The following is a 22,144-nucleotide window of genomic DNA, read 5'->3' on the forward strand; positions in this document are numbered from 1 at the left end:
CTGGCGTTGACTTTTGGCACGCTGTTGAGTTCTCAAGGAACGGTCGCTTCCTTTGTACTCACCCTCTCGGGCTTTCCTCCGGGCGCTTCCCTTCGATCTTGCGTTTCCGACTCTATCAGATCCTTTTCGATCCGATTCCCTGTCGGCGGGATTTGCCTTCCGGCCGGGACTTTCGCCCCTCGGCCTTTCGACATTCACTACGTTAGCCGATTCGCTGTCCAACTCATAATCGAGTCGTTCGGCGTCGAATTCAGACGTGCGGGCACGCCGAGTTCGCCCCTGCTGAGGGGAGTCGCTAGGTAGTGGTTTGGCCGCTTCCGGCTGCTGGCGAACGCCATACCCGGGTCAAGCGGCTCGGGCTACATTACGCATCCCGCTCGGGCGCGTCAACTTCGGCGACGCCTGGGGACATGGGCCCGATACGGGCTGACCGTCGGGTCGTTGGCGACCCAGAAGCGCCAGGGGTGCACGGCTCCCTCGCCGCCGACACCGGTGCGGGGACCGTGGAGTACCTGGTCGGAGGGCACGGGAGTGCCGGTCAGTATGCGGAGAGGGGTCTCCCCGGGCGTGCACGCGTCCGTGCCGTCGAGGGAGCGGTCCACGTCCAGGGCCGTGGCCAGACGGGCCGGGCCTTTGGCCAGTTCCTTGTCGTTGCGGGCCGAGAGCCGACGGGTGCGGGCCAGCTCGGCGCCCTCGATGATCTCGCCCGCGCGCAGCAGCACCGCGCTCGCCTTTCCCTCGGGACCGCAGACCAGGTTCATGCAGAACCACATCCCGTAGGTGAAGTACACGTACACGTGTCCGGGCCGGCCGAACATCACTTCGTTGCGGGCGGTGCGGCCGCGGTAGGCGTGGGAGCCGGGGTCGTTCTCACCGTCGTAGGCCTCCACCTCGGTCAGGCGGAGGGCGATCGGACCGTCCGGGGTGGTGCGGACCAGGATGCGGCCGAGGAGGTCCGGGGCGACGTCGAGGACGGGCCGGTCGAAGAACTCCCTGGGCAGGGGCGTACGGTCGGGGGTCGCGATCATGCCGTCCGAGGGTACTGGAGACGCGTGGTGCGGCGGGGTGGCCTCCGGGCATCGGCCTTGCCAGGGTGACGGGGTGGAACCGGCCACGGCCGGATCGCGTTAACAGGGATCAGGGATCCACCCGTAGTGGGCGAGAGGGAGAGACATGGCGTTCAAGAAGCTGCTCGCGAGCCTGGGGGCCGGCGGGGCTTCGGTCGAGACGGTGCTGCACGAGGTCAACGTCGTGCCGGGCGGTGTCGTCCAGGGTGAGGTGCGGATCCAGGGCGGGTCCGTGAACCAGCAGATCGAGGGGCTCTCGGTCGGGCTGCAGGCCAAGGTCGAGGTGGAGAGCGGCGACCAGGAGTACAAGCAGGACATCGAGTTCACGAAGTCGCGGCTGGGCGGGGCGTTCGAGCTGCAGGCCAACGCGGTGCACGCGGTGCAGTTCGGGCTGGAGATCCCCTGGGAGACGCCGATCACGATGATCGACGGTCAGGCGCTGCGCGGCATGAACATCGGGGTGTCCACGGAGCTGGAGATCGCGCGGGCGGTGGACTCCAGTGACCTGGACGCGGTCAACGTGCATCCGCTGCCGGCGCAGAAGGCGATCCTGGACGCGTTCATCCAGCTGGGCTTCCGCTTCAAGAACGCGGACATGGAGCGGGGCGTCATCCGGGGGACGCGGCAGAAGCTGCCGTTCTACCAGGAGATCGAGTTCTTCCCGCCGCAGCAGTACCGGGGGCTGCACCAGGTGGAGCTGAGCTTCGTCGCCGACGAGCACGCCATGGACGTCGTGCTGGAGATGGACAAGAAGCCGGGGCTCTTCAGCGAGGGCAGCGACACCTTCCGGTCGTTCCAGGTGGGGCTCAACGACTACCGGAGCACGGACTGGACGGCGTACCTCAACCAGTGGCTCTCCGAGGTCGGCAGCAAGCGCAACTGGTTCTAGGCGAGGGCCTAGGCTCGGGATCCACAGCACGAACCGATCAGGAGGTACCGAGGTGACCGAGCTCAAGCGGCGGCCGCTCCCCCACGACTTCCATCCGCCCGTGTCCTCGTTCACGGTGACGAGTGAGGACGTCAAGGAAGGGGCGACGCTCAAGGAAGCTCAGGTCTACGCGGCCGGCAACACCTCGCCGCACCTGCGGTGGGAGGGCTTCCCGCCCGAGACCAAGAGCTTCGCCGTGACCTGCTACGACCCCGACGCCCCCACGGGCAGCGGGTTCTGGCACTGGGTGCTGTTCGACATCCCGGCTTCGGTGACGGAGCTGCCGGTGGGGGCGGGCAGCGGCACGTTCGAGGGGCTGCCGGAAGGCGCGATCCACGCTCGCAACGACTACGGCAGCAGGGACTTCGGCGGGGCAGCCCCGCCGGCCGGCGACGGACCGCACCGGTATGTGTTCACGGTGTACGCCGTCGACCAGGAGAAGCTCGGCCCGGACGCGGACGCCTCACCGGCGTTCGTGGGCTTCAACCTGCGGTTCCACACGATCGGGCGGGCCCAGCTGATCGGCGAGTACGAGGTGCCCGCCGAGGGCTGAGCCGGTCGCCCGGGCGATCCCGGAGTTCATGGAACGTTTGCCCGCTCCTGGTCTTGGAATTGATCAGGAGCGGGCATTTTTGTTGCCGGGGGCGCGGGGGCCACCCCCCGCGGGAGCAGCAGATATTGCGTTGTCCATCTCGGCGTGCCCGGCCAGAGTTGATCCCAGCCCGCCAGGGGGTGGGCCGGTGCACACGGGAGGTGGGCTGGTATGCGGGACACGCTGGTACTCAACGCGAGCTTCGAGCCGCTGTCGACGGTGACGCTGAACCGAGCCGTCGTTCTGGTGCTTCAGGACAAGGCCGTCGTCGAGCAGGCCCACCCCGAACTGCGCATGCGGGGAGCCGCGGTCGACATACCGGCGCCCCGTGTGATCAGGCTCTGCCAGTACGTACGGGTGCCGTTCCGAAGACGAGCGCCGTGGTCGCGGCGGGGTGTGCTGGTCCGTGACCGGCACAGGTGCGCGTACTGCGGGAGGCGGGCGACGACCGTGGACCACGTGGTGCCGCGGTCGCAGGGTGGTCAGGACACGTGGCTGAACACGGTGGCCTCGTGCGCGGAGGACAACCACCGCAAGGCGAACCGGACTCCGGAGGAGGCGGGGATGCCGCTGCTGCGGCAGCCGTTCGAGCCGACTCCGGCGGACGCGATGCTGCTGGCGCTGGGGCAGGACGACTTCGACGCGCTGCCGGAGTGGCTGGCACAGCCGGCTGCCTAGCGGCGGTCACCTGGCGAAGGGCCCGCTTCCCCGGGGGAGGCGGGCCCTTCGCGCGAGCCGATGAGCCGGTCAGTCGATGGACGGCTTCTCGCGGCGCTCCTGGGCGGGGACCTGACCGCCGGAGGCGCCGTTGCCGCCGGAACCTCCGCCGATGCCACCGAAGTTGCCCATCGCGCCGGACAGGCCCTTGAGGGCGTCGCCGATCTCGCTGGGGACGATCCAGAGCTTGTTCGCGTCGCCCTCGGCGATCTTCGGCAGCATCTGGAGGTACTGGTAGCTCAGCAGCTTCTGGTCGGGGTCGCCGGCGTGGATGGCCTCGAAGACCGTGCGGACGGCCTGGGCCTCGCCCTCGGCGCGCAGGGCGGCGGCCTTGGCCTCACCTTCGGCGCGCAGGATCTGGGACTGCTTCTCGCCCTCGGCGCGCAGGATCTCCGACTGCCGGACACCTTCGGCCTGGAGGATCGCGGCGCGCTTGTCGCGGTCGGCGCGCATCTGCTTCTCCATCGAGTCCTGGATGGAGGTGGGCGGCTCGATCGCCTTGAGCTCGACGCGGTTGACGCGGATGCCCCACTTGCCGGTGGCCTCGTCGAGGACGCCGCGCAGGGCCGCGTTGATCTCCTCGCGGGAGGTCAGGGTCCGCTCCAGGTCCATGCCGCCGATGATGTTGCGCAGCGTGGTGACGGTGAGCTGCTCGATCGCCTGGATGTAGCTGGCGACTTCGTAGGTGGCGGCGCGCGCGTCGGTGACCTGGTAGTAGATGACGGTGTCGATGTTGACGACCAGGTTGTCCTGGGTGATCACCGGCTGCGGCGGGAAGGGCACGACCTGTTCGCGCAGGTCGATGCGGTTGCGGATGGTGTCGATGAACGGGACGACGATGTTGAGGCCCGCGTTGAGCGTTCGCGTGTAGCGCCCGAAGCGCTCGACGATGGCCGCGCTGGCCTGTGGGATGACTTGGATCGTCTTGATCAGGGCGATGAAGACCAACACCACCAGAATGATCAGGACGATGATGACCGGTTCCATCGTCGTTCCCCGTGTCCCTTCTCCGCTGCGGCGTCTTCGGCAGATCTTGTGGTTTGTCGAAGATCTTGCTGGTCGAGTCTGACAGACCGTCGCGTAGCTGGCGAGGAGTTCGCTCCAGTTACGTCGTGCGAGGTCACATGACGATCGCGGTGGCTCCCTCGATGTCCACGACGTCCACGTGCTGGCCCACTTCGTAGGCGCGGTCGGTGTCGAGGGCGCGGGCCGACCAGACCTCCCCGGCCAGCTTGATGCGGCCGCCCGAGGCGTCGACGCGTTCCAGGACGACGGCTTGTCTGCCCTTCAACGCGTCCACGCCGGAGACGAGTTGGGGTCGCTGGGAGCGATGGCGGTTCGCGATGGGCCGTACGGCGGCGATGCCCGCGGTCGAGATCGCGGCGAAGACGGCGACCTGGGCGACGGCTCCGCCGCCGAAGACGCCGGTGACCACCGCCGCGGCGACGGCTCCCACCGCGAGCATGCCCAGTTCCGGCATCGCGGTGATCACGAGCGCGATGCCGAGCGCGGTCGCGCCGATCAGCCACCACAGCCATGCGTCGATGTCCACGTGGTCATGGTAGGTCCGACGCCCCGGTCGCCGACAGGGCGCCCGGCGGGTGAAATGCCGTTCCCGCCGCGGGATTTGCGCGGTGCGGGCCGGTTCAGGACAGCGGGAGGCCCTGCGCGGTCCAGCGCTCGCCCACCTGTTCGACGACGAGCGGGAGGCCGAAGCACAGGGAGAGGTTGCGCGAGGTCAGTTCCAGCTCCAGCGGGCCGGCGGCGAGGACCTTGCCCTGGCGGATCATGAGGACGTGGGTGAAGCCCGGGGGGATCTCCTCGACGTGGTGGGTGACCATGAGCATCGACGGGGCGATCGGGTCGCGGGCGAGGCGGCCGAGGCGGCGGACGAGGTCCTCGCGGCCGCCGAGGTCCAGGCCGGCGGCGGGCTCGTCGAGCAGGAGCAGTTCGGGGTCGGTCATCAGGGCGCGGGCGATGAGGGTGCGCTTGCGCTCGCCCTCGGAGAGGGTGCCGAACCTGCGGTCCAGGTAGTCGCTCATGCCGAGGCGGTCGAGGAAGGCGCGGGCGCGCTGCTCGTCGATCTCCTCGTAGTCCTCGTGCCAGGTGGCGGTCATGCCGTAGGCGGCGGTGAGGACCGTCTGCAGGACCGTCTGGCGCTTGGGGAGCTTCTCGGTCATGGCGATGCCGGCCATGCCGATGCGCGGGCGCAGTTCGAAGACGTCGGTGCCGGGGCGGCCGAGGGTCTCGCCGAGGATGGTGGTGGTGCCCGAGCTGGGGTAGAGGTAGGTGGAAGCGAGGTTGAGGAGGGTGGTCTTGCCGGCGCCGTTCGGGCCGAGGACGACCCAGCGCTCGCCCTCCTTGACCGACCAGGAGACCTGGTCCACCAGAGCCCGGCCCTCGCGGACCACGGATACGTCCTGAAGCTCCAGAACATCGCTCATGAGCGCGTTGTCTCCCCTTGCAGTGTGGCCGGTCTCGGCTGTCGCGTACGCCTGTGGCTCGGTCCGCCGCGCCGGTGGGCGCAGCCCTCCATGAAATCTACGCCACTGGTCGGCCCGGGCATTCCCTCGGTCCGGTCCTTGCGGGGTCCTAGGGTGGGAGCATGCTCACGGAACCGCGCGCTGGACGTCTCGCAGCTTGGGGAAATGCCCTTTTGGCCGGACTTGTCTCGCCGGATGACGCCGTGCTCGCCGTCGTCGGCGAGGACGCGGTGCACCGGGTGGAGGGGCTGCCGGGTGAGTCGGGCCAGGTCGGGCTGACGCTCGCGCTGGGGCGGCTGCGCGCGCTCGGCGTGACCGGGCTGCGGGTGGCGCTGCCGGCGCCGGGGCATCCGCTGGGGCTGAGCGGCCCGCCGGAGTTCAACGCGCGGGCGCTGGAGGCCGAGGAGGCGGTGGTCTGTCACGGGGCCGCGCTCGGGCTGGTGCCGGACGTGTACGAGGCCGGGCCCGAGCATGTGCGGGACGAGGTGGTGTGGCATGTGCTGCCCGTGCGGGAGGCTCCGCCGGCGGACGTGCCGTCGCTGGGTGAGGCGGAGCGGGAACTCGCGGAGGCGCTGCGGGACGCGACCGAGGTGCTGACGCGGCTGGACGTGGCCGGGTCGGGGCCGGTGGCGGAGGCGGCGGTCGACGCGTACCGGGCGCGGGCCGAGCGGGGACGGGAAGTCCTGGCGCCGGGGTATCCGCAGCGGGCGGTGCGGGTGCTGGAGCTGGCGCAGCGGGTGGGGGCGCTCGTCTCCGTGGCGACCGAGGCCGGGCACGGGGGTGCGGTGAGCGCGTCGGAGATCTCGGCGCGGCGGGAGGCGCTGCGGCCGGTGGAGCGGACGGCTCGGCGGGCGCAGGTCGCGGCGTACAACTCCGTTGTGGAGGAACGGGAGCGGGGAGTGCGGTGACCCTGCCGGGAGCTTGGCGGGGTTGTGCGCGGGGGGGGTGTGCCGGGGCTGGGTGCCGGGGCGGAAGAGGCGGGGCTGCGGACCGAGGGCTGCGAAGCCTGGGGTGAAGGGCTCCGGGCCGGGGGCTGCGGGGTCCGGGGTGCGGGGCTCCGGGCTGAGGTCCGGGCCGGGAGCGTGCTGAAGAGCCGGGCCGGGAGGGTGGGCCGGAGGTCCAGGCCGGGGGGCCGGGCTGAAGCCAGGGAGTTCGGGCTGAGGAACCAGGCCCGGAGGCCGGGCTGAAGCCAGGGAGTTCGGGCTGAGGAACCAGGCCCGGAGGCCGGGCTGAAGCCAGGGAGTTCGGGCTGAGGGGCCAGGCAGGATGCTCGTGCGGTCCGTCGGCCGGGGTGCCGGGCCGGACTCGCCGCCGCCCGGGTTCCGGGCTGAGGCCGGGGCGTTGCGCAGTCCGGCTGCCCCGGGGTGTCTTCCTCAGGCTTTTCGAGCAGGGGGTGCCCCCAGCGCCCCGGTGTGCCGCCCTGAGCGGCGCGTGTGCCCGCGGCTGAGCAGGGCGGTGGGTCGCGGGCATGCGGCCGGCCTCCCAGGGGTGGGCCCGGGAGGCCGGTTTTTACCTCCGGCTCGGAGACGGAGGTGCCGTGTCAGTGGTTGACGGCGAGGTTGCCGAAGGCCGGGTTCAGCACGCCCACGACGTTCACGCTGTTGCCGGAGACGTTGACCGGGACGTGCACCGGGGCCTGGACGACGTTGCCCGAGCCGACGCCCGGGGAGCCCACGGCCTGGCCGTCGGCGTGCGCGCTGGTGGCGGAGGCCATGCCCGCGCCCGCGGCCAGCAGACCGCCGGTCACCATCGTCACGGCCGCTGCCTTCTTCAGGTTCTTCACTTCTGAGCCCTCCTTGCGATCGCCGCGGCAGGCGCCGCAGCACGCACTGGAGAACGGCGGGGATCCACCGAGGATGCGCCATATGGGGGACGTTCCCACGACAGTATGAATCTCGGTTTGGAGCGCAACCATCCGCGTTGCCGTGGGGTGAGCGTGTCAGCCGGTCACCCCATGGCGAACGGCCCACAGGGCGGCCTGGGTCCGGTCGGCCAGGTCGAGCTTCATCAGGATGTTCGACACGTGGGTCTTGACGGTCTTCTCGGAGAGGACGAGCGCGCGGGCGATCTCGCGGTTGGAACGGCCGTCCGCTATCAGCCCGAGCACCTCGCGCTCCCGCTCGGTGAGCGAACCGCCCCTGCCCGGGCCGGAGTTGGCCTCCTCCTGGGAGAGCAGGGCGCCGGCGACCTCCGGCTGGAGCAGGATGTGCCCGGCGTGCACCGAGCGGATGGCTCCGGCGAGGGCGTCGGGGTCGACGTCCTTGTAGACGTACCCGGCGGCGCCCGCGCGCAGGGCCGGGACCACCGTGCGCTGTTCGGTGAAGCTGGTGACGACCAGCACGCGCGCGGGGTTGTCCAGCTCGCGGAGCCGGCGCAGGGCTGCGACGCCGTCCATGCCGGGCATCTTGACGTCCATGAGGATGACGTCGGGCCGCAACTCCTCGGCCCGGTCGACTCCTTCGGCGCCGTCGGCCGCCTCGCCGACGACCTCGATGTCGTCCTGCACTTCCAGGAACGTGCGCAGGCCCCGGCGGACGACCTGGTGGTCGTCGACGAGCAGGACCTTGATCGCGTCAGCCACCGGGGACCTCCATCTCGATCACGGTGCCCTTGCCGGGCGCCGATTCCACGGTCAGCGAGCCGCCGGCGCCGCTCGCCCGGTCCCGCATCGAGACCAGGCCGAGGTGGCGCCCCGCCCGGCGGACCGCCTGCGGGTCGAAGCCGCTGCCGTCGTCCGTGACCCGCAGGACGGCACCGCCGTCGCGGCGCTCCAGCGTCACGTCGACGTGTGCGGCGCCGGAGTGGCGCAGGGCGTTGTGCAGGGCTTCCTGGGCGACGCGCAGGACGGCCTCCTCCTGGGAGGCGGGCAGGGCCTTCACGCCGTGGCCCGTGAAGGTCACCCGGGCGCTGTGGGCGCGGTCGAGGACCTGGACCTGGGTGCGCAGGGTGGCGACCAGGCCGTCCTCGTCGAGTGCGGCCGGGCGCAACTCCACCACGGCCGCGCGCAGTTCGTCGGCGGCTTCGGCGGCCAGCGCGGCGACCTGCTGCAGTTCGCCCTTGGCGCGGGAGGGGTCGCGGTCCACCAGCCGGGCCGCCGCCTGGGCCGTCAGGCGCAGTGAGAACAGCTTCTGGCTGACCGCGTCGTGCAGTTCGTGGGCCAGGCGGGAGCGCTCCTCGGCGATGGTCAGTTCGCGGCTGCGCTCGTACAGGCGGGCGTTGGTGAGGGCGATCGCGGCGTGCTGGGCGAGGATGCCGAGCAGTTCCTCGTCATCCTGGGTGAAGCCGCAGCTGCCCTCGGGCTTCTTGCAGTTCTTGTTCGCCAGGAACAGCGCGCCGATCACCTCCTCGCCGTCCCGGATCGGCAGGCCGAGGAAGTCGACCAGGTCGGGGTGGGCCTTGGGCCAGCCTTCGAAGCGGGGGTCCTTGCGGACGTCGGCGAGGCGCTCGGAGCGGGCCTCGTGCAGCATCGCGGCGAGGATGCCGTGCTGGCGCGGGAGGGGGCCGATGGCCTTCCACTGCTCCTCGCTGACGCCGTCGACGACGAACTGGGCGAAGCCGCCGTGGTCGTCCGGGACGCCGAGCGCGGCGTACTGCGCGTCGAGCAGCTCGCGGGCCGAGGCGACGATCGTCTTGAGGACGTCGCGCACCTCGAGATGCCTGCTCATGGCCAGCAGCGCGGAGCTCACCGCGGCGAGGCCGGACCGGGGACCGTGGCTCATGTCCTCACGGTACCGGCGGGCTGTGACAGCGCGGATCGGACCGGTGGCCGCGGGTGCCGGTCCGCTGGGCCTAGGTCGCGGGGCGGAGGCGCGGGCGGGCCGGCCCAGGACCCGGGGCCGCGGCGCCGGGCCGTCTCCCGGCCTAGGCCCCGGGACGGTGGGCCGGTGGCGTAGGGCGAAGGGACCCGGTGGGTTGCTCCCCGCGGCGGAGGCGGTCCGGGCGGCGCCGTCCCTACGTTGAGTCCACTTCGATCACGAGGAGGGAGCGATCATGCCGGTTGCGATCATCACCGGGGCCTCGAAGGGACTGGGCCGGGCGCTCGCCGAGGCCCTGGCGGAGCGGGGCTGGGACCTGGTGCTCGACGCGAGGGGGGCCGAGGCCCTGGCGGAGGCGGCGGAGGCCCTCTCCGCGCACGGCACGCGGGTGAGGGCCCTGCCGGGGGACGTCACGGACGCCGCCCACCGCTCGGCGCTGGTCGAGGCGGCGTGGCGGCTGGGCGGGCTCGATCTGCTGGTGCACAACGCGAGCGCGCTGGGCATCGAGCCGCTGGTCCGGCTGGAGGAGCTGCCCCTTCCGGGGCTGCGGCGCGCGCTGGAGGTGAACCTGGTGGCCTGCCTGGGCCTGGTGCAGGAGGGACTGGCGCTGTTGCGAGCCTCCGAGGCGGGCACGGTCGTCGTGGTGAGTTCGGACGCGGCGGCGGAGGCGTACGAGACGTGGGGCGGCTACGGGGCGTCGAAGGCGGCCCTGGACCAGCTGGCGGCGGTGCTCGCCGTGGAGGAGCCGGGGCTGCGGGTCTGGGCGGTGGACCCCGGTGACATGGCCACGGACCTGTATGCGGCGGCCGTGCCGGAGGACCGGGAGCCGCGGCCCGCGCCGGAGGCGGTGGTGCCGGGGTTCCTGCGGCTGCTGGACGAGCGTCCGGCGAGCGGGCGGTACGCGGCCGCGGCCCTGGTGGACGGCGTCGTATGACGCTCGCGCTGCGGGTGCCGGAGGAGCTGTCGGCCCGTGTGCCGGCCGAGCAGCGGGGGCCCGGGCTGGACCGGGACGCCGTGCGGCTGCTGGTGTCGCGGGGTACCGAGGTGGCCCATCACACGTTCGCGGAGCTGCCGCGGCTGTTGCGGGCCGGGGACCTGCTCGTGGTCAACACCTCGGCCACGCTGGCGGCGGCCGTCGACGGGTGGGTGGGGCACGCGCGCGTGGTGGTGCACTTCTCCACGCGCGGGGACGACGGCCGCTGGGCGGTGGAGCTGCGGGAGCCCGACGGGCGGGGCACCACGCGCGCGCGTGCGGGCGGGCCCGCGGGGAGTGAGGTGTGCCTGCCGGCGGGTGTGCGGCTGGTGCTGGAGGAGCCGCTCGGCGGGCGGAGCGAGCGGCTGTGGTGGGCGCGGGTGGACGGGCCGGGGATACCGGGGCTGCTGCGCGAGCACGGGCGGCCCATTCGCTACGCGTACACGGAGCGGGACCAGCCGCTGTCCGTCTACCAGACGGTGTTCGCGCTGCCGTCCGCGGACGGGGCGGGCAGTGCGGAGATGCCGAGTGCGGCGCGGCCCTTCACGGCGCGGCTGGTCGCGGAGCTGGTGAGCCGGGGGGTGCAGTTCGCGCCGGTCACGCTGCACACGGGGGTGGCGTCGGCAGAGGCGCACGAGCCGCCGTATCCGGAGCGGTTCGCGGTGCCGGAGGCGTCGGCACGGCTGATCGGCGCCGCGAAGGCGGGCGGGGGCCGGGTGCTGGCGGTGGGGACGACGGCGGTGCGGGCGGTGGAGTCGGCCGTGGACGCCGACGGGGCCGTACGCGCGCGGGCGGGCTGGACGGAGCTGGTCGTCACGCCGGAGCGGGGGGTGCGGGTGGTGGACGGGCTGCTGACCGGGCTGCACGAGCCGGAGGCCTCGCATCTGCTGATGCTGGAGGCGGTGGCGGGCCGGGCGGCGGTCGAGCGGGGCTACCAAGCCGCGCTGCAAGGCCGCTACCTGTGGCACGAGTTCGGGGACCTGCACCTCGTCCTGCCCTGAAACGGGCCTCACGCAGAGCATCGCTCGTGCAACGGGTGGTGAGAAGGCGGGGCGGCCGGTGTGAGCCCGCGCATAGGGCGCACGTCACGTACGAAAGTGCATAGGAGACAAAGTCGCCCCTATTGAGCGGCACGGATAGTCCAATCTGTCCCGATTCACCCCTCCCTGATCCACTATCTCCCTTCGTACGTCACACCTTTGCCTCGCCATTTTGCGGCCGCTAAGAATTGCTCTCGTCGCTCAGCGCCGTGGGTTCTGCCCCCGCGGCGTTCGTGTCGGAAACACACCGAGTCCAACGCCGGACGCCGAGCGACTCCCGCGCTATTCGAAGAGGTCCACTCAGCATGCCCAAGAACATCTTCAGCCGTGTTCAGAGTCGTAGCCTGACCCGTCACCACAAGATCGCCATGGCGGGTGTCGCCACCCTCGGTGCCGCCGCCATCGGCTTCTCCGCGGTGCCGAGCGGTGCGTCGACCACGACCACGACCGAGGCCGCTCAGCCGGCTGCGGTGGCGTTCAGCACGGAGCAGATCAAGGACGTCAGGGCGAGCGTCACCGACCAGTTGGCCGGTACGAGCGTGAAGGCCGAGCAGATAGCGGCCAAGAAGAAGGCCGAGGCCGCTGCCGCCGCCAAGAAGAAGGCCGCCGCCGAGGCCGCGAAGAAGAAGGCCGCGGCCGAGCGCCAGGCCAAGGAGGCCGCGAGCCGCGCCGCCAAGCGCGCCGAGGCGAAGAAGGCCGCCCGGAAGAGCTACCCGAACAACCTCGACGGCTGGATCCGCGAGTCCCTCGACATCATGAAGAAGCACGGGATCCCCGGCTCCTACGAGGGCATCAAGCGCAACATCATCCGCGAGTCCTCGGGCAACCCGCGCGCCATCAACAACTGGGACATCAACGCGATCAACGGCATCCCGTCGAAGGGCCTGCTGCAGGTCATCCCGCCGACCTTCAAGCACTGGCACGTCCCCGGCACCTCCTGGGACATCTACGACCCGGTAGCCAACATCACCGCCGCCTGCAACTACGCGGCCGACAAGTACGGCTCGATGGACAACGTCGACAGCGCGTACTGAGGCCGGCGCGGGACCTCGACACTTCGCTGGACGAACGCCGAAGGGCGGCACCCTGTCGACAGGGTGCCGCCCTTCGGGCGCGGTGGAGCGGTGACTACTTGCGCATGACCTCGGGCTCGTGGCGGCGCAGGAAGCGGGCCACGAAGAAGCCGCAGATCACACCGAGCGCCAGGAGCGCGCCCATGTCCATGGCCCAGGCGCCGGCCGTGTGCTCCCACAGCGGGTCGGTGTCCCCGGCCGTCTCGGGCGGGCTGATCTTGTTGAAGTCGAGTGTGGCGCCGGAGGCGGCGACCGCCCAGCGCGACGGCATCAGGAACGAGAACTGGTTGACGCCGATCGAGCCGTGCAGCGTGAACAGGCAGCCGGTGAACACGACCTGGATGATCGCGAACATCACCAGCAGCGGCATGGTCTTCTCGGCGGTCTTCACCAGCGACGAGATGATCAGGCCGAACATCATCGACGTGAAGCCCAGCGCCATGATCGGCACGGACAGCTCCAGCAGCGTGGCGCTGCCGAAGATCAGGCCCTCCTCGGGGATCTCCCGGCTGGAGAAGCCGATGACGCCGACCAGCAGGCCCTGCAGCACGGTGATCATGCCGAGCACGAACACCTTCGACATCAGGTACGCCGAGCGGGACAGGCCGGTGGCGCGCTCCCGCTCGTAGATGACGCGTTCCTTGATCAGCTCGCGGACCGAGTTCGCCGCGCCGGCGAAGCAGGCGCCGACCGCGAGGATCAGCAGGACCGTCGTCGCCGTGCCGTTCGGGATGATCCGGCCGGTCTGCGGGTTGGCCGGGTTCGGCAGCAGGCCCTTGTCCGCGTCGATGAGCAGGCTCACCGCGCCGAGCACGGCGGGCAGGATCACCATCAGCGCCAGGAAGCCCTTGTCGGACGCGATCACCGAGACGTAACGCCGGACGAGCGTGACGAACTGGGACATCCAGCCCTGCGGCTTCGGCGGCTTCATCGCCTGCATGGGCGGAACCTGTACGGACTGCGGCGCGACGGCGTCCAGGTCCGCGGCGTACATCTGATAGTGCTGCGAGCCCTTCCAGCGGCCCGCCCAGTCGTAGTCGCGGTAGTTCTCGAAGGCGGAGAAGACATCGGCCCAGGTGTCGTAGCCGAAGAAGTTCAGCGCCTCCTCCGGCGGGCCGAAGTAGGCCACGGAGCCGCCGGGCGCCATCACCAGCAGCTTGTCGCACAGGGCCAGCTCGGCCACCGAGTGCGTGACGACGAGCACCGTGCGCCCGTCGTCGGCGAGACCGCGCAGCAGCTGCATGACGTCGCGGTCCATGCCCGGGTCGAGGCCGGAGGTCGGCTCGTCCAGGAAGATCAGCGACGGCTTGGTCAGCAGCTCCAGGGCGACCGAGACGCGCTTGCGCTGGCCGCCGGACAGGGAGGTGACCTTCTTGTCCTTGTGGATGTCGAGCTTGAGCTCGCGCAGCACCTCGTCGATGCGGGCCTCGCGCTCGGCCGCCGTGGTGTCGGCGGGGAAGCGCAGCTTGGCCGCGTACTTGAGGGCCTTCTTGACGGTCAGCTCCTTGTGCAGGATGTCGTCCTGCGGGACCAGACCGATGCGCTGGCGCAGCTCGGCGAACTGCTTGTAGAGGTTGCGGTTGTCGTAGAGCACCTCGCCCTGGTTGGCGGGCCGGTAGCCGGTGAGCGCCTTGAGCAGGGTGGACTTGCCGGAGCCGGACGGGCCGATGACCGCGATCAGCGACTTCTCCGGGACGCCGAAGGAGACGTCCTTGAGGATCTGCTTGCCGCCGTCGACCGTGACGGTGAGGTGGCGGGCGGAGAAGGACACCTCACCGGTGTCGACGAACTCCTCCAGCCGGTCGCCGACGATCCGGAACGTCGAGTGGCCGACGCCGACGACGTCGGTCGGGCCGAGCAGCTGCGAGCCGCCCTTGGGAATGGGCTGGCCGTTGACGTACGTGCCGTTGTGCGAGCCGAGGTCGCGGATCTCCATGCGCCCGTCGGGCGTGGCGTGGAACTCGGCGTGGTGCCGGGAGACCTGCAGGTCGGAGACGACCAGCTCGTTCTCCAGGGCACGGCCGATGCGCATCACGCGGCCGAGCGAGAACTGGTGGAACGTGGTCGGGCTGCGGTCGCCGTAGACCGGCGGTGCCCCCGCGACACCACCGGGGCCCTGCTGCTGCGGGATGTGCGCGGCGGGCTGCTGCGGCTGCTGCCAGCCGGCCTGCGGGGCCTGCTGGTGCGGCTGGTGCGGCGCGGGCTGGGCGGGGCTCTGCTGCGCCCAGCCGGGGTTCGCGCCCTGCGCCGCGTACGGCTGCTGCTGGGGCTGGGCCTGCGGCGTGGCGACGGAGGCCGCGGCGCCGGAGAGGTTCAGGCGCGGGCCGTCGGTCGCGTTGCCCAGGTTGACCGCCGAGCCGGGGCCGAGCTCCATCTGATGGATGCGCTGCCCCTGCACGAACGTGCCGTTGGTGCTGCCGTGGTCCTCGATGACCCAACTGCGGCCGTTGAAGCTGACCGTGGCGTGACGCCAGGAGACCCTGGCGTCGTCGAAGACGACGTCCCCCTGCGGATCGCGTCCGAGGGTGTATGCCCTGGACGGATCGAGCGTCCAGGTACGTCCGTTTGATTCCAGTACGAGTTCCGGCACTCCATGCCCCACTGAGTTGTCCCCCGAGTTATCCCCCGACATGGGGAGTCTAGGGATGTCGAACATCGGGGGGAACTATTTCAGGAGCGGCCCCCTGACCGAAAGTCGGGCCTCGGGAAGGGCGCGCGCGGACGGCTCGGCCGATTCCGTTGACGGGGTTGAAAACGGACCGGAGAGTGGTATTTCGACGCGAGGGGGACAAGCGCGGTGGTCCCGCCGCGCAGCGGATCGGGGGGTCTGCCATGGGTGCTGCGACGGGTGCGGAGTCGGTGCGGGGCGGTGCGCGCGTGCCGTGGGGGGACGTGGTGATGTCCGCCGTCGCCGCCGTGAGCTGGGCGTTGATCGGGATGGCGGGGACGGCGGCGCTGGGGCTGCGGCTGCTGGACGCGGACGCGGCGGGCTCGCTGGGGCCGATGACCGCCGCGGTGGTGGCGCTCGCGGCGGGCGGGTCGGTCACGCCGTCCGGTGACGTGTCGGCGTTCGGCCTGACGGGCGCGGAGGCGGAGACGGCCATCGAGATCACGCCACTGGGGGTGAGCCTGGTCGGGGCGGTGCTCCTGTCGTGGTTCTTCCTGCGGTCCCTGCGGGCGGCCGGAGTTGGGATCCCGGTGGCCGAACTCCTCGCCCGTGCGGGCGCGGTGGTCGCGCTGTTCGTGGCGATGCTGGGCGGGCTCGCGTGGGCGGGACACGATGTGATCACGATCGACGGGGGGTCGCTGGGACTCGACGACGTGCCCGGCGGGGCCGGGGGCGTGGAGGTACCGGGGCTCGGGGACATCGGCGGGCTGCTGCCGGACCGGCTGGGCGAGCTGGTCGACGCGCGGGCGGCGGTCGGCTTCACGGTGGACACCGCGCCCACCCTGCTCGGCGGGCTCGGGTGGTCGGCCGGAATCCTCGCCCTCGCCCTGCTGGCGTCCCGGCGTACGCCGCTGCCGCCGGGCTGGGAGGCCGTGCACCGGGTCGTGCGGCCGGCGGTGTCCGCGGTGGTGACGGTGCTGCTGGTGGCCGTGGCGGCGGGGCTCGCCGCGGCGGCGTACGCGGCGATCGGCGACGATCATCCGCGCCGCGTCGCCGGGGCGGCGCTGCTCGGGGCGCCGAACGGGGTGTGGCTGGGCGTGCCGCTGGGCCTGTTCGTGCCGTGGGACGGACGGGCCACGGGCGAACTGACCCGCTTCCTGCCGGACCCGCTGGACGACCTGCTCGGCTCCGGCACGGACCGGACGGTGACGCTGGGGCGGCTGGCGGAGCTGGACGGCCGGGTGTGGCTGCTCGCGTTGGCGGCGGCGCTGATGATGCTGCTGGCGGGGGTGCTGACGGCGGCCCGGACACCGGGCGGGCCGGGCTCGGCGAGCGGGCCGGGCTTGCCGGGCGGGCCGGGCTTGCCGGGCCCGGGTAGGCGGGATTCCGCGGGCAGGCCGGATTCCCCGGGCACGCCGGGCTCGCAGGGCGGGCTGGACGGGCAGGTCGTTCCGGACAGGCAGGTCGTTCCGGACGCGTCGCGGGCCCCGGGCGCTCTGGCCTTCGCGGGCCGGTGCGCGCTGCGGCTCGGGGCGGTGACCGCGCTCGCCCTGCCGCTGCTGGCCTGGCTCACGGAGGTGTCCGTGAGCGCGTCCCTGTCCGTCCTGGGCTTCGACGCGTTCGGCGCGGGCCTCGACCTGCACGGCCACCTCGCCATGGCCCTGCTGCTGGGCGCGGTGTGGGGCGCGGGGGCCGGGGGCGCGGGCGCGCTGACGGCGTGGGCATGCGGGGCGGCGGGCCGATCGGCCACGGCGTGGGCACGGGGCGGGGGCGGATCGTACGGAGCGGGGGGTGTGCCGGGGGCGGGGGCCGGGCCGGGGACCGGGACGGGTGTGCCGGGGGTGGGTGTCGGGCCGGGGGCGGCGGTGCCCGGAGCAGGCGTCGGGCCAGGGGCCAGGACCGGTGGCTTCACCGGGGCGTACGGCGGGGGTGGCGGAGATGCCGGGCAGACGGGGCGAGGGGGTGGAGCGTCGGGGCCGGGACGCGACGAGAACGCCGGGTGGGCGGGGCCCGGGGCGGGCACCACGCCGCCGGGGTACGGCCAGGGGGCGGGGGCCGGCGAGGAGGGCGCCGGACGGGCCGGCTGGCCGGGAACCCCTGACGAGGACAACGGGCGGGCCGGATGGCCAGGAGCCGCCGAGCAGGACGGCGGGCGGCCCAGGTGGGCAGGAACCGCTGAGGGAGATGCCGGATGGCCCGCGTCGTCGGGAGCCGCTGAGAGGGACACCGGGTGGGGCGGGCCGAGGGGTGTGGGGCCTGGAGCGGGGCCGGCCGGGGCGGGCGCGCCGCCTGGGGGACGTGACGCCGCCGGAGGGGGCGGAGGAGCCGGTGCGTCCCCGAGCGGACAGGACGCGCGCGGTGGGGAAGCCGGGCCCTACGCGCCTGGCGTGCCGTACCGTCCGCCGAACCCGGACACCAACCCCTACCTGCGCGTCCCCGACGAGCTGCCGGAGCCGGAGGACGCCCGGCCGGACGACGACTCCGGCAGGTTGTCGGGAGACGGCGACATCTACGGCGCCCCCACGGTCGTCCGGCCGCTCGCGCCCCCTCCGCGCGGGCCCCGGCAGTCCCCCGGGCCCGGGAACGGCGGCGGTCCGCCCGACCGGCCGGACGAAGGACCACCGCCGCCGCCCCCACCGCCGCGCACCCCGCGAGGCGGCCGGTGAGGCACCCCGGCCTCCGACCGGGCCCCCGACCGGCCCTCGCCCGACCTCCGGCCACCCGCCGGGCCCGGTACGCAAGATCCTCGCCACCCGCCCGACACCCACTGTTCCCTGTCCGCCAGGCGGACCTCGGGGGCGGTACGAGCCGCCTGCCGGATACGGTGGAACCACCATGAGCGCTTCGCAGACCTCGTCTTCCGATGTCCCTGCCGACGTCCCGGCCGACGTCCCCACCCTGCTGGTCAAGATCTTCGGCAAGGACAGGCCCGGCATCACCGCCGGCCTCTTCGACACCCTCGCCGCCTACTCCGTCGACGTCGTCGACATCGAGCAGGTCGTCACCCGTGGCCGGATGGTGCTGTGCGCGCTCGTGACCGAGCCGCCCGCCGGCCTGGAGGGAGACCTGCGGGCGACGGTGCACAGCTGGGCCGAGTCGATGAAGATGCAGGCGGAGATCATCTCCGGCCTCGGCGACAACCGGCCGCGCGGCCTGGGCCGCTCCCTGGTCACCGTCCTCGGGCACCCGCTCACCGCGGAGGCCACGGCGGCGGTCGCCGCGCGGATCACCCAGACCGGCGGCAACATCGACCGTATCTTCCGCCTGGCCAAGTACCCCGTGACCGCGGTCGAGTTCGCCGTCTCCGGTGTGGAGACCGAACCCCTGCGCACCGCCCTGGTCACCGACGCGGCGAAGCTCGGCATCGACGTGGCGGTGGTCGCCGCCGGCCTCTACCGGCGCGCGCAGCGCCTGGTCGTCATGGACGTCGACTCGACGCTCATCCAGGACGAGGTCATCGAGCTGTTCGCGGCGCACGCCGGCTGCGAGAACGAGGTGGCCGAGGTGACGGCGGCCGCGATGCGCGGGGAGCTGGACTTCGAGCAGTCCCTGCACGCGCGCGTGGCGCTGCTGGAGGGTCTGGATGCCTCCGTGGTGGACAAGGTGCGCAGCGAGGTGCGGCTGACGCCGGGCGCCCGCACCCTGATCCGCACGCTCAAGCGGCTGGGCTACCAAGTGGGCGTCGTCTCGGGCGGTTTCACGCAGGTCACGGACGATCTGAAGGAGCGGCTCGGGCTGGACTTCGCCCATGCCAACACGCTGGAGATCGTGGACGGCCGACTGACCGGCAAGGTCACCGGCGAGATCGTCGACCGCGCGGGCAAGGCGCGGCTGCTGCGGCGGTTCGCCGCCGAGGCGGGGGTTCCGCTGTCGCAGACGGTGGCGATCGGTGACGGCGCGAACGATCTGGACATGCTGAACGCGGCCGGGCTGGGGGTGGCCTTCAACGCCAAGCCCGTGGTGCGCGAGGCCGCGCACGCCGCGGTGAACGTCCCGTTCCTGGACACGGTTTTGTATCTGCTGGGCATCACGCGCGAAGAGGTCGAGGCGGCGGACACCGTCGACTCGGTCTGACCCACGCGGGCAGCGGTCCGATCCACGTGGGCAGCCCGGCGCCGGTCAGGCGCCGGGTCCCGTCACTCCAACCGGGGCCGACCCACGCCCGAAGAGCGGCGAAGAACTCACGGCCTACAGCCCACGGCCTACAGCTCACGGCCTACGGCTCACGGCTCACAGCTCGCGGCGAGCGCGGCGAGCGCGTCACTCGGCCGGTGCCCAGTAGTCCCGCAGCGTGGCCACGCCCGGCTCCAGGCTCTTCCACGAGCCCGTGAACGACAGCACGGCGAAGGCGGCGGCCGGGAACCCGCGGCGGGCCATCCGCTCCCGGGCGTCGCTCTCGGCCGAGCCCGCCAGGACGTCGGCGAGGCCCTGGATGCCCGGGTTGTGGCCGATCATGAGGAGGTTCTGCGCGTCGTCGGGGGTCTCGTTGAGCACGGCGATCAGCTCACCCGGCGAGGCCTCGTAGATCCGCTCCTCGTAGACGGTTTTCGGCCGCTGCGGGAACTCCTGGACGGCCAGCTTCCAGGTCTCCCGGGTGCGGACCGCCGTGGAGCACAGGGCCAGGTCGAAGGCGACGCCGGTGTCGGCGAGCCTGCGCCCGGCCTCCGCCGCGTCCATGCGGCCCCGGTCGGCGAGCGGACGCTCGTGATCGGTCACCTGTGGCCAGTCGGCTTTCGCATGGCGGAAGAGGACAATGCTGCGGGGTTCAGCGACGCTCATGAGATCCAGCTTCGCATGAAACACGCCACGGGGCGCAGGGAGTTGACCAGCGCTCCCGGCCGTGCTCAGCGGGTCGTCAGCTGCTGGATCCGCTCGACGAGGTGGGTGATCGCGGGGTCGCCGGCGGCCGCGTGCGCGTCGGCCGGGTGCAGGATCAGCAGGAGCAGGGCCGTGAAGGCGAGCGCGGGCAGGGCGAGGGCCCACCAGGGCAGGCGGCTGTCGGCACCGGCCCGGGTCGCCGGGTGGGGCCGGGTGTGCACAGGAGCCGACATGTCTGCCTCCGCTCTTCGAGTGGTCGGTGACCGGTCCTGCGTGGTCACATCTCGAAGCTACGGAATCCGCGGGCGTCGCCCCATCCGGTGATCCACCCACTTGACCCTGACCCTCACCCCCTAGGGGACAGGGGGGCTAGCCCCACCACGGGGCGGGCGGGCGCGGGGTCAGGGCGCGGCGATGGTCGCGATGACGGCGATGACGATGAAGATCGCGAAGAAGGAGCCGAACACGAGCAGCATCTTCTTCTGACCGTGCTGGGGATTCGGGTCGAGCACTGGCATGGGGCCAGTGTCGCACCCGCCCGGCGCACCGCGCGCCCGGGGGTCGGGCCCCGACGCGCGCGGCGCGCGAAGGGCGGCGTCGCCGGACGGTCAGCGGCCTGCCGCGGCGGCTCGGCGGCTCGCCTCGTCCTCCACCGTGCGGTCCCGGCCCGCCAGGACGCCGACCACCATCTGCGGGATCATCAGCGCGCTCATCAGCGCGATCGGCAGGCCCCAGCCGCCGCTGTGCTGGTAGAGGACGCCGACCAGGAGCGGTCCGGGGATGGAGATCAGGTAGCCGGTGCTCTGGGCGAACGCCGACAGCTGGGCCACGCCCGGCCCCGTCCTCGCCCGCATGCCGACCATGGTCAGGGCGAGCGGGAAGGCGCAGTTCGCGATGCCGAGCAGTACGGCCCAGGCCCAGGCACCGGCGGCGGGCGCGAGGTACAGCCCGGCGTAGCCGGCGAGGCCGCAGACGCCCAGGGCGAGCGCGATCGGGCCCTGGTGCGGCAGGCGCGTGGCCAGGCGGGGTATCACGAAGGCGAGCGGTACGCCCATGACCATGGTGACCGCCAGCAGCAGCCCCGCGGTGCCGGCGGGGACACCCGCGTCCCGGAAGATCTGCGCCATCCAGCCCATGGTGATGTAGGCGGCGGTGGCCTGGAGGCCGAAGAAGACGGCCAGGGCCCAGGCGGTGCGGCTGCGGGTGATCCGCAACGGCGGGGCCGCCTCCCGCGCGGGCTCCGCCGCGGCCGCGGCCTGCGCGTCACCGCCGTCGCCCCGGTCGGCCTCGCGTCCCGGCCCGAGGCCGTCCCGCACGGACGCGGCGCCGTCCGGTGCCGACCCGCCGCCCGTCGCCGCCCCGGCACCACCCGGTGCCGACCCCGCGTCGACCGCCCCCGGGGCCGTCGCGCGGCCGCGGACGAAGGGGAGCCACGGCAGGACCGCCGCCACGGCCAGCGCCGCCCACACGGTCAGACCCGACTGCCAGTTCCCGCCGAGCGCGTCGGTCAGGGGCACCGTGACCGCCGCCGCGAGGGCCGTGCCCAGGGCGAGGGCCATCGAGTACAGGCCGGTCATGGAACCGACCCGGTCGGGGAACCAGTGCTTGACGATGACCGGCATCAGCACGTTGCTGACCGCGATGCCCATGAGCGCGAGGGCGCTGCCGGCCAGGAAGCCGGCCGTGCTGCCGGTGTACGGCCGCAGCAGCAGGCCGGTGGCGATGGCGGCCATGCCGGCGCACACCACCGCGCCCGCGCCGAAGCGGCGGGCGAGCCGGGGGGCCATGACGCCGAAGACGGCGAAGCACAGCGGCGGCACGGAGGTGAGCAGCCCGGCCACGCTGCCGCTCATGCCGAGCCCGTTGCGGACCTCCTCCAGGAGGGCGCCGAGGCTGGTGATGGCCGGACGGAGGTTGAGCGCGGACAGCACGATGCCCACGACGAGCAGCCGCATCGTCCACGCGCGCGGGGACGCGCCGCCCGCGCCGCCCGGTTGCCCGGCGCCGGGGGGGGGGGGGGGGGGGGGCCGGGGGGGGGGGGGGGGGGGGGGGGGGGGGGGGGGGGGGGGGGGGGGGTGGGGGGTGGGGGT

21 protein-coding genes are annotated in these 22,144 nt (G+C 72.6%); 9 read left to right on the forward strand and 12 right to left on the reverse strand.

The annotated features are described in order from the left end of the window. Positions 1–386: 386 nt before the first annotated feature. A complete protein-coding gene (locus tag ACIGAN_RS20205; RefSeq protein ID WP_365739768.1) occupies positions 387–1,028 on the reverse strand; it encodes a DNA-3-methyladenine glycosylase in 642 nt (213 codons plus the stop codon). 145 nt (positions 1,029–1,173) lie between these two features. On the opposite strand from ACIGAN_RS20205, the gene ACIGAN_RS20210 reads away from it, so the two are divergent. The 3 genes from ACIGAN_RS20210 (at position 1,174) to ACIGAN_RS20220 (ending at position 3,265) form a co-directional block, all read left to right on the forward strand. Further along, positions 1,174–1,956: a sporulation protein gene (locus ACIGAN_RS20210; RefSeq protein WP_365739769.1), complete on the forward strand. Its 783-nt coding sequence runs from the start codon at positions 1,174–1,176 to the stop codon at positions 1,954–1,956. A gap of 52 nt (positions 1,957–2,008) precedes the next feature. Then, a complete protein-coding gene (locus tag ACIGAN_RS20215) occupies positions 2,009–2,548 on the forward strand; it encodes a YbhB/YbcL family Raf kinase inhibitor-like protein (RefSeq protein ID WP_365099439.1) in 540 nt (179 codons plus the stop codon). 210 nt (positions 2,549–2,758) lie between these two features. Beyond that, on the forward strand, positions 2,759–3,265 hold the full coding sequence (locus ACIGAN_RS20220; protein WP_114251210.1) for an HNH endonuclease: 507 nt from the start codon (positions 2,759–2,761) through the stop codon (positions 3,263–3,265). A gap of 69 nt (positions 3,266–3,334) precedes the next feature. On the opposite strand, the gene ACIGAN_RS20225 is transcribed toward ACIGAN_RS20220, so the two are convergent. The 3 genes from ACIGAN_RS20225 to ACIGAN_RS20235 form a co-directional block, all read right to left on the reverse strand. Continuing rightward, the gene (locus tag ACIGAN_RS20225; RefSeq protein ID WP_365739770.1) at positions 3,335–4,291 is read right to left on the reverse strand and encodes an SPFH domain-containing protein; all 957 of its coding nucleotides are present in this window, start codon (positions 4,289–4,291) and stop codon (positions 3,335–3,337) included. A gap of 133 nt (positions 4,292–4,424) precedes the next feature. Beyond that, positions 4,425–4,856, reverse strand: a complete 432-nt coding sequence (locus ACIGAN_RS20230; RefSeq protein ID WP_399859218.1) for an NfeD family protein — start codon at positions 4,854–4,856, stop codon at positions 4,425–4,427. Between the two features lie 94 nt (positions 4,857–4,950). Further along, positions 4,951–5,748: an ABC transporter ATP-binding protein gene (locus ACIGAN_RS20235; RefSeq protein WP_365099436.1), complete on the reverse strand. Its 798-nt coding sequence runs from the start codon at positions 5,746–5,748 to the stop codon at positions 4,951–4,953. Between the two features lie 161 nt (positions 5,749–5,909). On the opposite strand from ACIGAN_RS20235, the gene ACIGAN_RS20240 reads away from it, so the two are divergent. Beyond that, positions 5,910–6,695: a hypothetical protein gene (locus tag ACIGAN_RS20240; protein ID WP_399859221.1), complete on the forward strand. Its 786-nt coding sequence runs from the start codon at positions 5,910–5,912 to the stop codon at positions 6,693–6,695. Between the two features lie 632 nt (positions 6,696–7,327). Here ACIGAN_RS20240 and ACIGAN_RS20245 read toward each other — a convergent pair. The 3 genes from ACIGAN_RS20245 to ACIGAN_RS20255 all read right to left on the reverse strand — a co-directional run bounded on the left by ACIGAN_RS20245 (position 7,328) and on the right by ACIGAN_RS20255 (position 9,506). Further along, on the reverse strand, positions 7,328–7,570 hold the full coding sequence (locus tag ACIGAN_RS20245; protein ID WP_190897712.1) for a chaplin: 243 nt from the start codon (positions 7,568–7,570) through the stop codon (positions 7,328–7,330). 156 nt (positions 7,571–7,726) lie between these two features. Further along, positions 7,727–8,368 (reverse strand): response regulator transcription factor, encoded by a 642-nt coding sequence (locus ACIGAN_RS20250; RefSeq protein WP_365099434.1) that lies wholly within the window; start codon positions 8,366–8,368, stop codon positions 7,727–7,729. Further along, complete coding sequence (locus tag ACIGAN_RS20255) at positions 8,361–9,506, reverse strand: GAF domain-containing sensor histidine kinase (protein ID WP_365099433.1); 1,146 nt, start codon at positions 9,504–9,506, stop codon at positions 8,361–8,363. The genes ACIGAN_RS20250 and ACIGAN_RS20255 overlap by 8 nt, the downstream gene beginning before the upstream one ends. A 271-nt stretch (positions 9,507–9,777) precedes the next feature. Here ACIGAN_RS20255 and ACIGAN_RS20260 point away from each other — a divergent pair, with 271 nt between their 5' ends. From ACIGAN_RS20260 to ACIGAN_RS20270, 3 genes are all read left to right on the forward strand, one after another. Then, positions 9,778–10,476 (forward strand): SDR family NAD(P)-dependent oxidoreductase, encoded by a 699-nt coding sequence (locus ACIGAN_RS20260; protein WP_365739773.1) that lies wholly within the window; start codon positions 9,778–9,780, stop codon positions 10,474–10,476. After that, on the forward strand, positions 10,473–11,516 hold the full coding sequence (locus ACIGAN_RS20265) for an S-adenosylmethionine:tRNA ribosyltransferase-isomerase (protein ID WP_399859225.1): 1,044 nt from the start codon (positions 10,473–10,475) through the stop codon (positions 11,514–11,516). Before ACIGAN_RS20260 ends, ACIGAN_RS20265 begins: the two co-directional genes overlap by 4 nt. A gap of 344 nt (positions 11,517–11,860) precedes the next feature. Beyond that, entirely contained in the window at positions 11,861–12,589 is a 729-nt protein-coding gene (locus tag ACIGAN_RS20270) for a transglycosylase SLT domain-containing protein (RefSeq protein WP_399859227.1), read from the forward strand. A 94-nt stretch (positions 12,590–12,683) separates the two neighbouring features. Here the strand turns inward: ACIGAN_RS20270 and ACIGAN_RS20275 are convergent, their stop codons facing one another. Beyond that, positions 12,684–15,218, reverse strand: a complete 2,535-nt coding sequence (locus tag ACIGAN_RS20275) for an ABC transporter ATP-binding protein/permease (protein ID WP_399859229.1) — start codon at positions 15,216–15,218, stop codon at positions 12,684–12,686. A gap of 242 nt (positions 15,219–15,460) precedes the next feature. Here ACIGAN_RS20275 and ACIGAN_RS20280 point away from each other — a divergent pair, with 242 nt between their 5' ends. Further along, positions 15,461–17,902, forward strand: a complete 2,442-nt coding sequence (locus ACIGAN_RS20280) for a streptophobe family protein (protein ID WP_399859232.1) — start codon at positions 15,461–15,463, stop codon at positions 17,900–17,902. Positions 17,903–18,071: 169 nt separating this feature from the next. After that, positions 18,072–19,310: a phosphoserine phosphatase SerB gene (serB, locus tag ACIGAN_RS20285; RefSeq protein ID WP_365099427.1), complete on the forward strand. Its 1,239-nt coding sequence runs from the start codon at positions 18,072–18,074 to the stop codon at positions 19,308–19,310. A gap of 186 nt (positions 19,311–19,496) precedes the next feature. On the opposite strand, the gene ACIGAN_RS20290 is transcribed toward serB, so the two are convergent. The 4 genes from ACIGAN_RS20290 to ACIGAN_RS20305 all read right to left on the reverse strand — a co-directional run bounded on the left by ACIGAN_RS20290 (position 19,497) and on the right by ACIGAN_RS20305 (position 22,009). Then, entirely contained in the window at positions 19,497–20,015 is a 519-nt protein-coding gene (locus ACIGAN_RS20290) for a SixA phosphatase family protein (protein ID WP_365739777.1), read from the reverse strand. A 65-nt stretch (positions 20,016–20,080) separates the two neighbouring features. Beyond that, entirely contained in the window at positions 20,081–20,287 is a 207-nt protein-coding gene (locus ACIGAN_RS20295) for a hypothetical protein (RefSeq protein ID WP_365739778.1), read from the reverse strand. A gap of 168 nt (positions 20,288–20,455) precedes the next feature. After that, positions 20,456–20,572 carry an SGM_5486 family transporter-associated protein gene (locus ACIGAN_RS20300; protein ID WP_365099442.1) on the reverse strand — a complete coding sequence of 39 codons (117 nt, stop codon included), beginning with the start codon at positions 20,570–20,572 and terminating at the stop codon, positions 20,456–20,458. A 90-nt stretch (positions 20,573–20,662) separates the two neighbouring features. Next, the gene (locus tag ACIGAN_RS20305) at positions 20,663–22,009 is read right to left on the reverse strand and encodes a CynX/NimT family MFS transporter (RefSeq protein ID WP_399859237.1); all 1,347 of its coding nucleotides are present in this window, start codon (positions 22,007–22,009) and stop codon (positions 20,663–20,665) included. Positions 22,010–22,144 lie beyond the last annotated feature (135 nt).

It is taken from the genome of Streptomyces sp. NPDC085931 (genome assembly GCF_044540565.1).
Classification (GTDB): domain Bacteria; phylum Actinomycetota; class Actinomycetes; order Streptomycetales; family Streptomycetaceae; genus Streptomyces.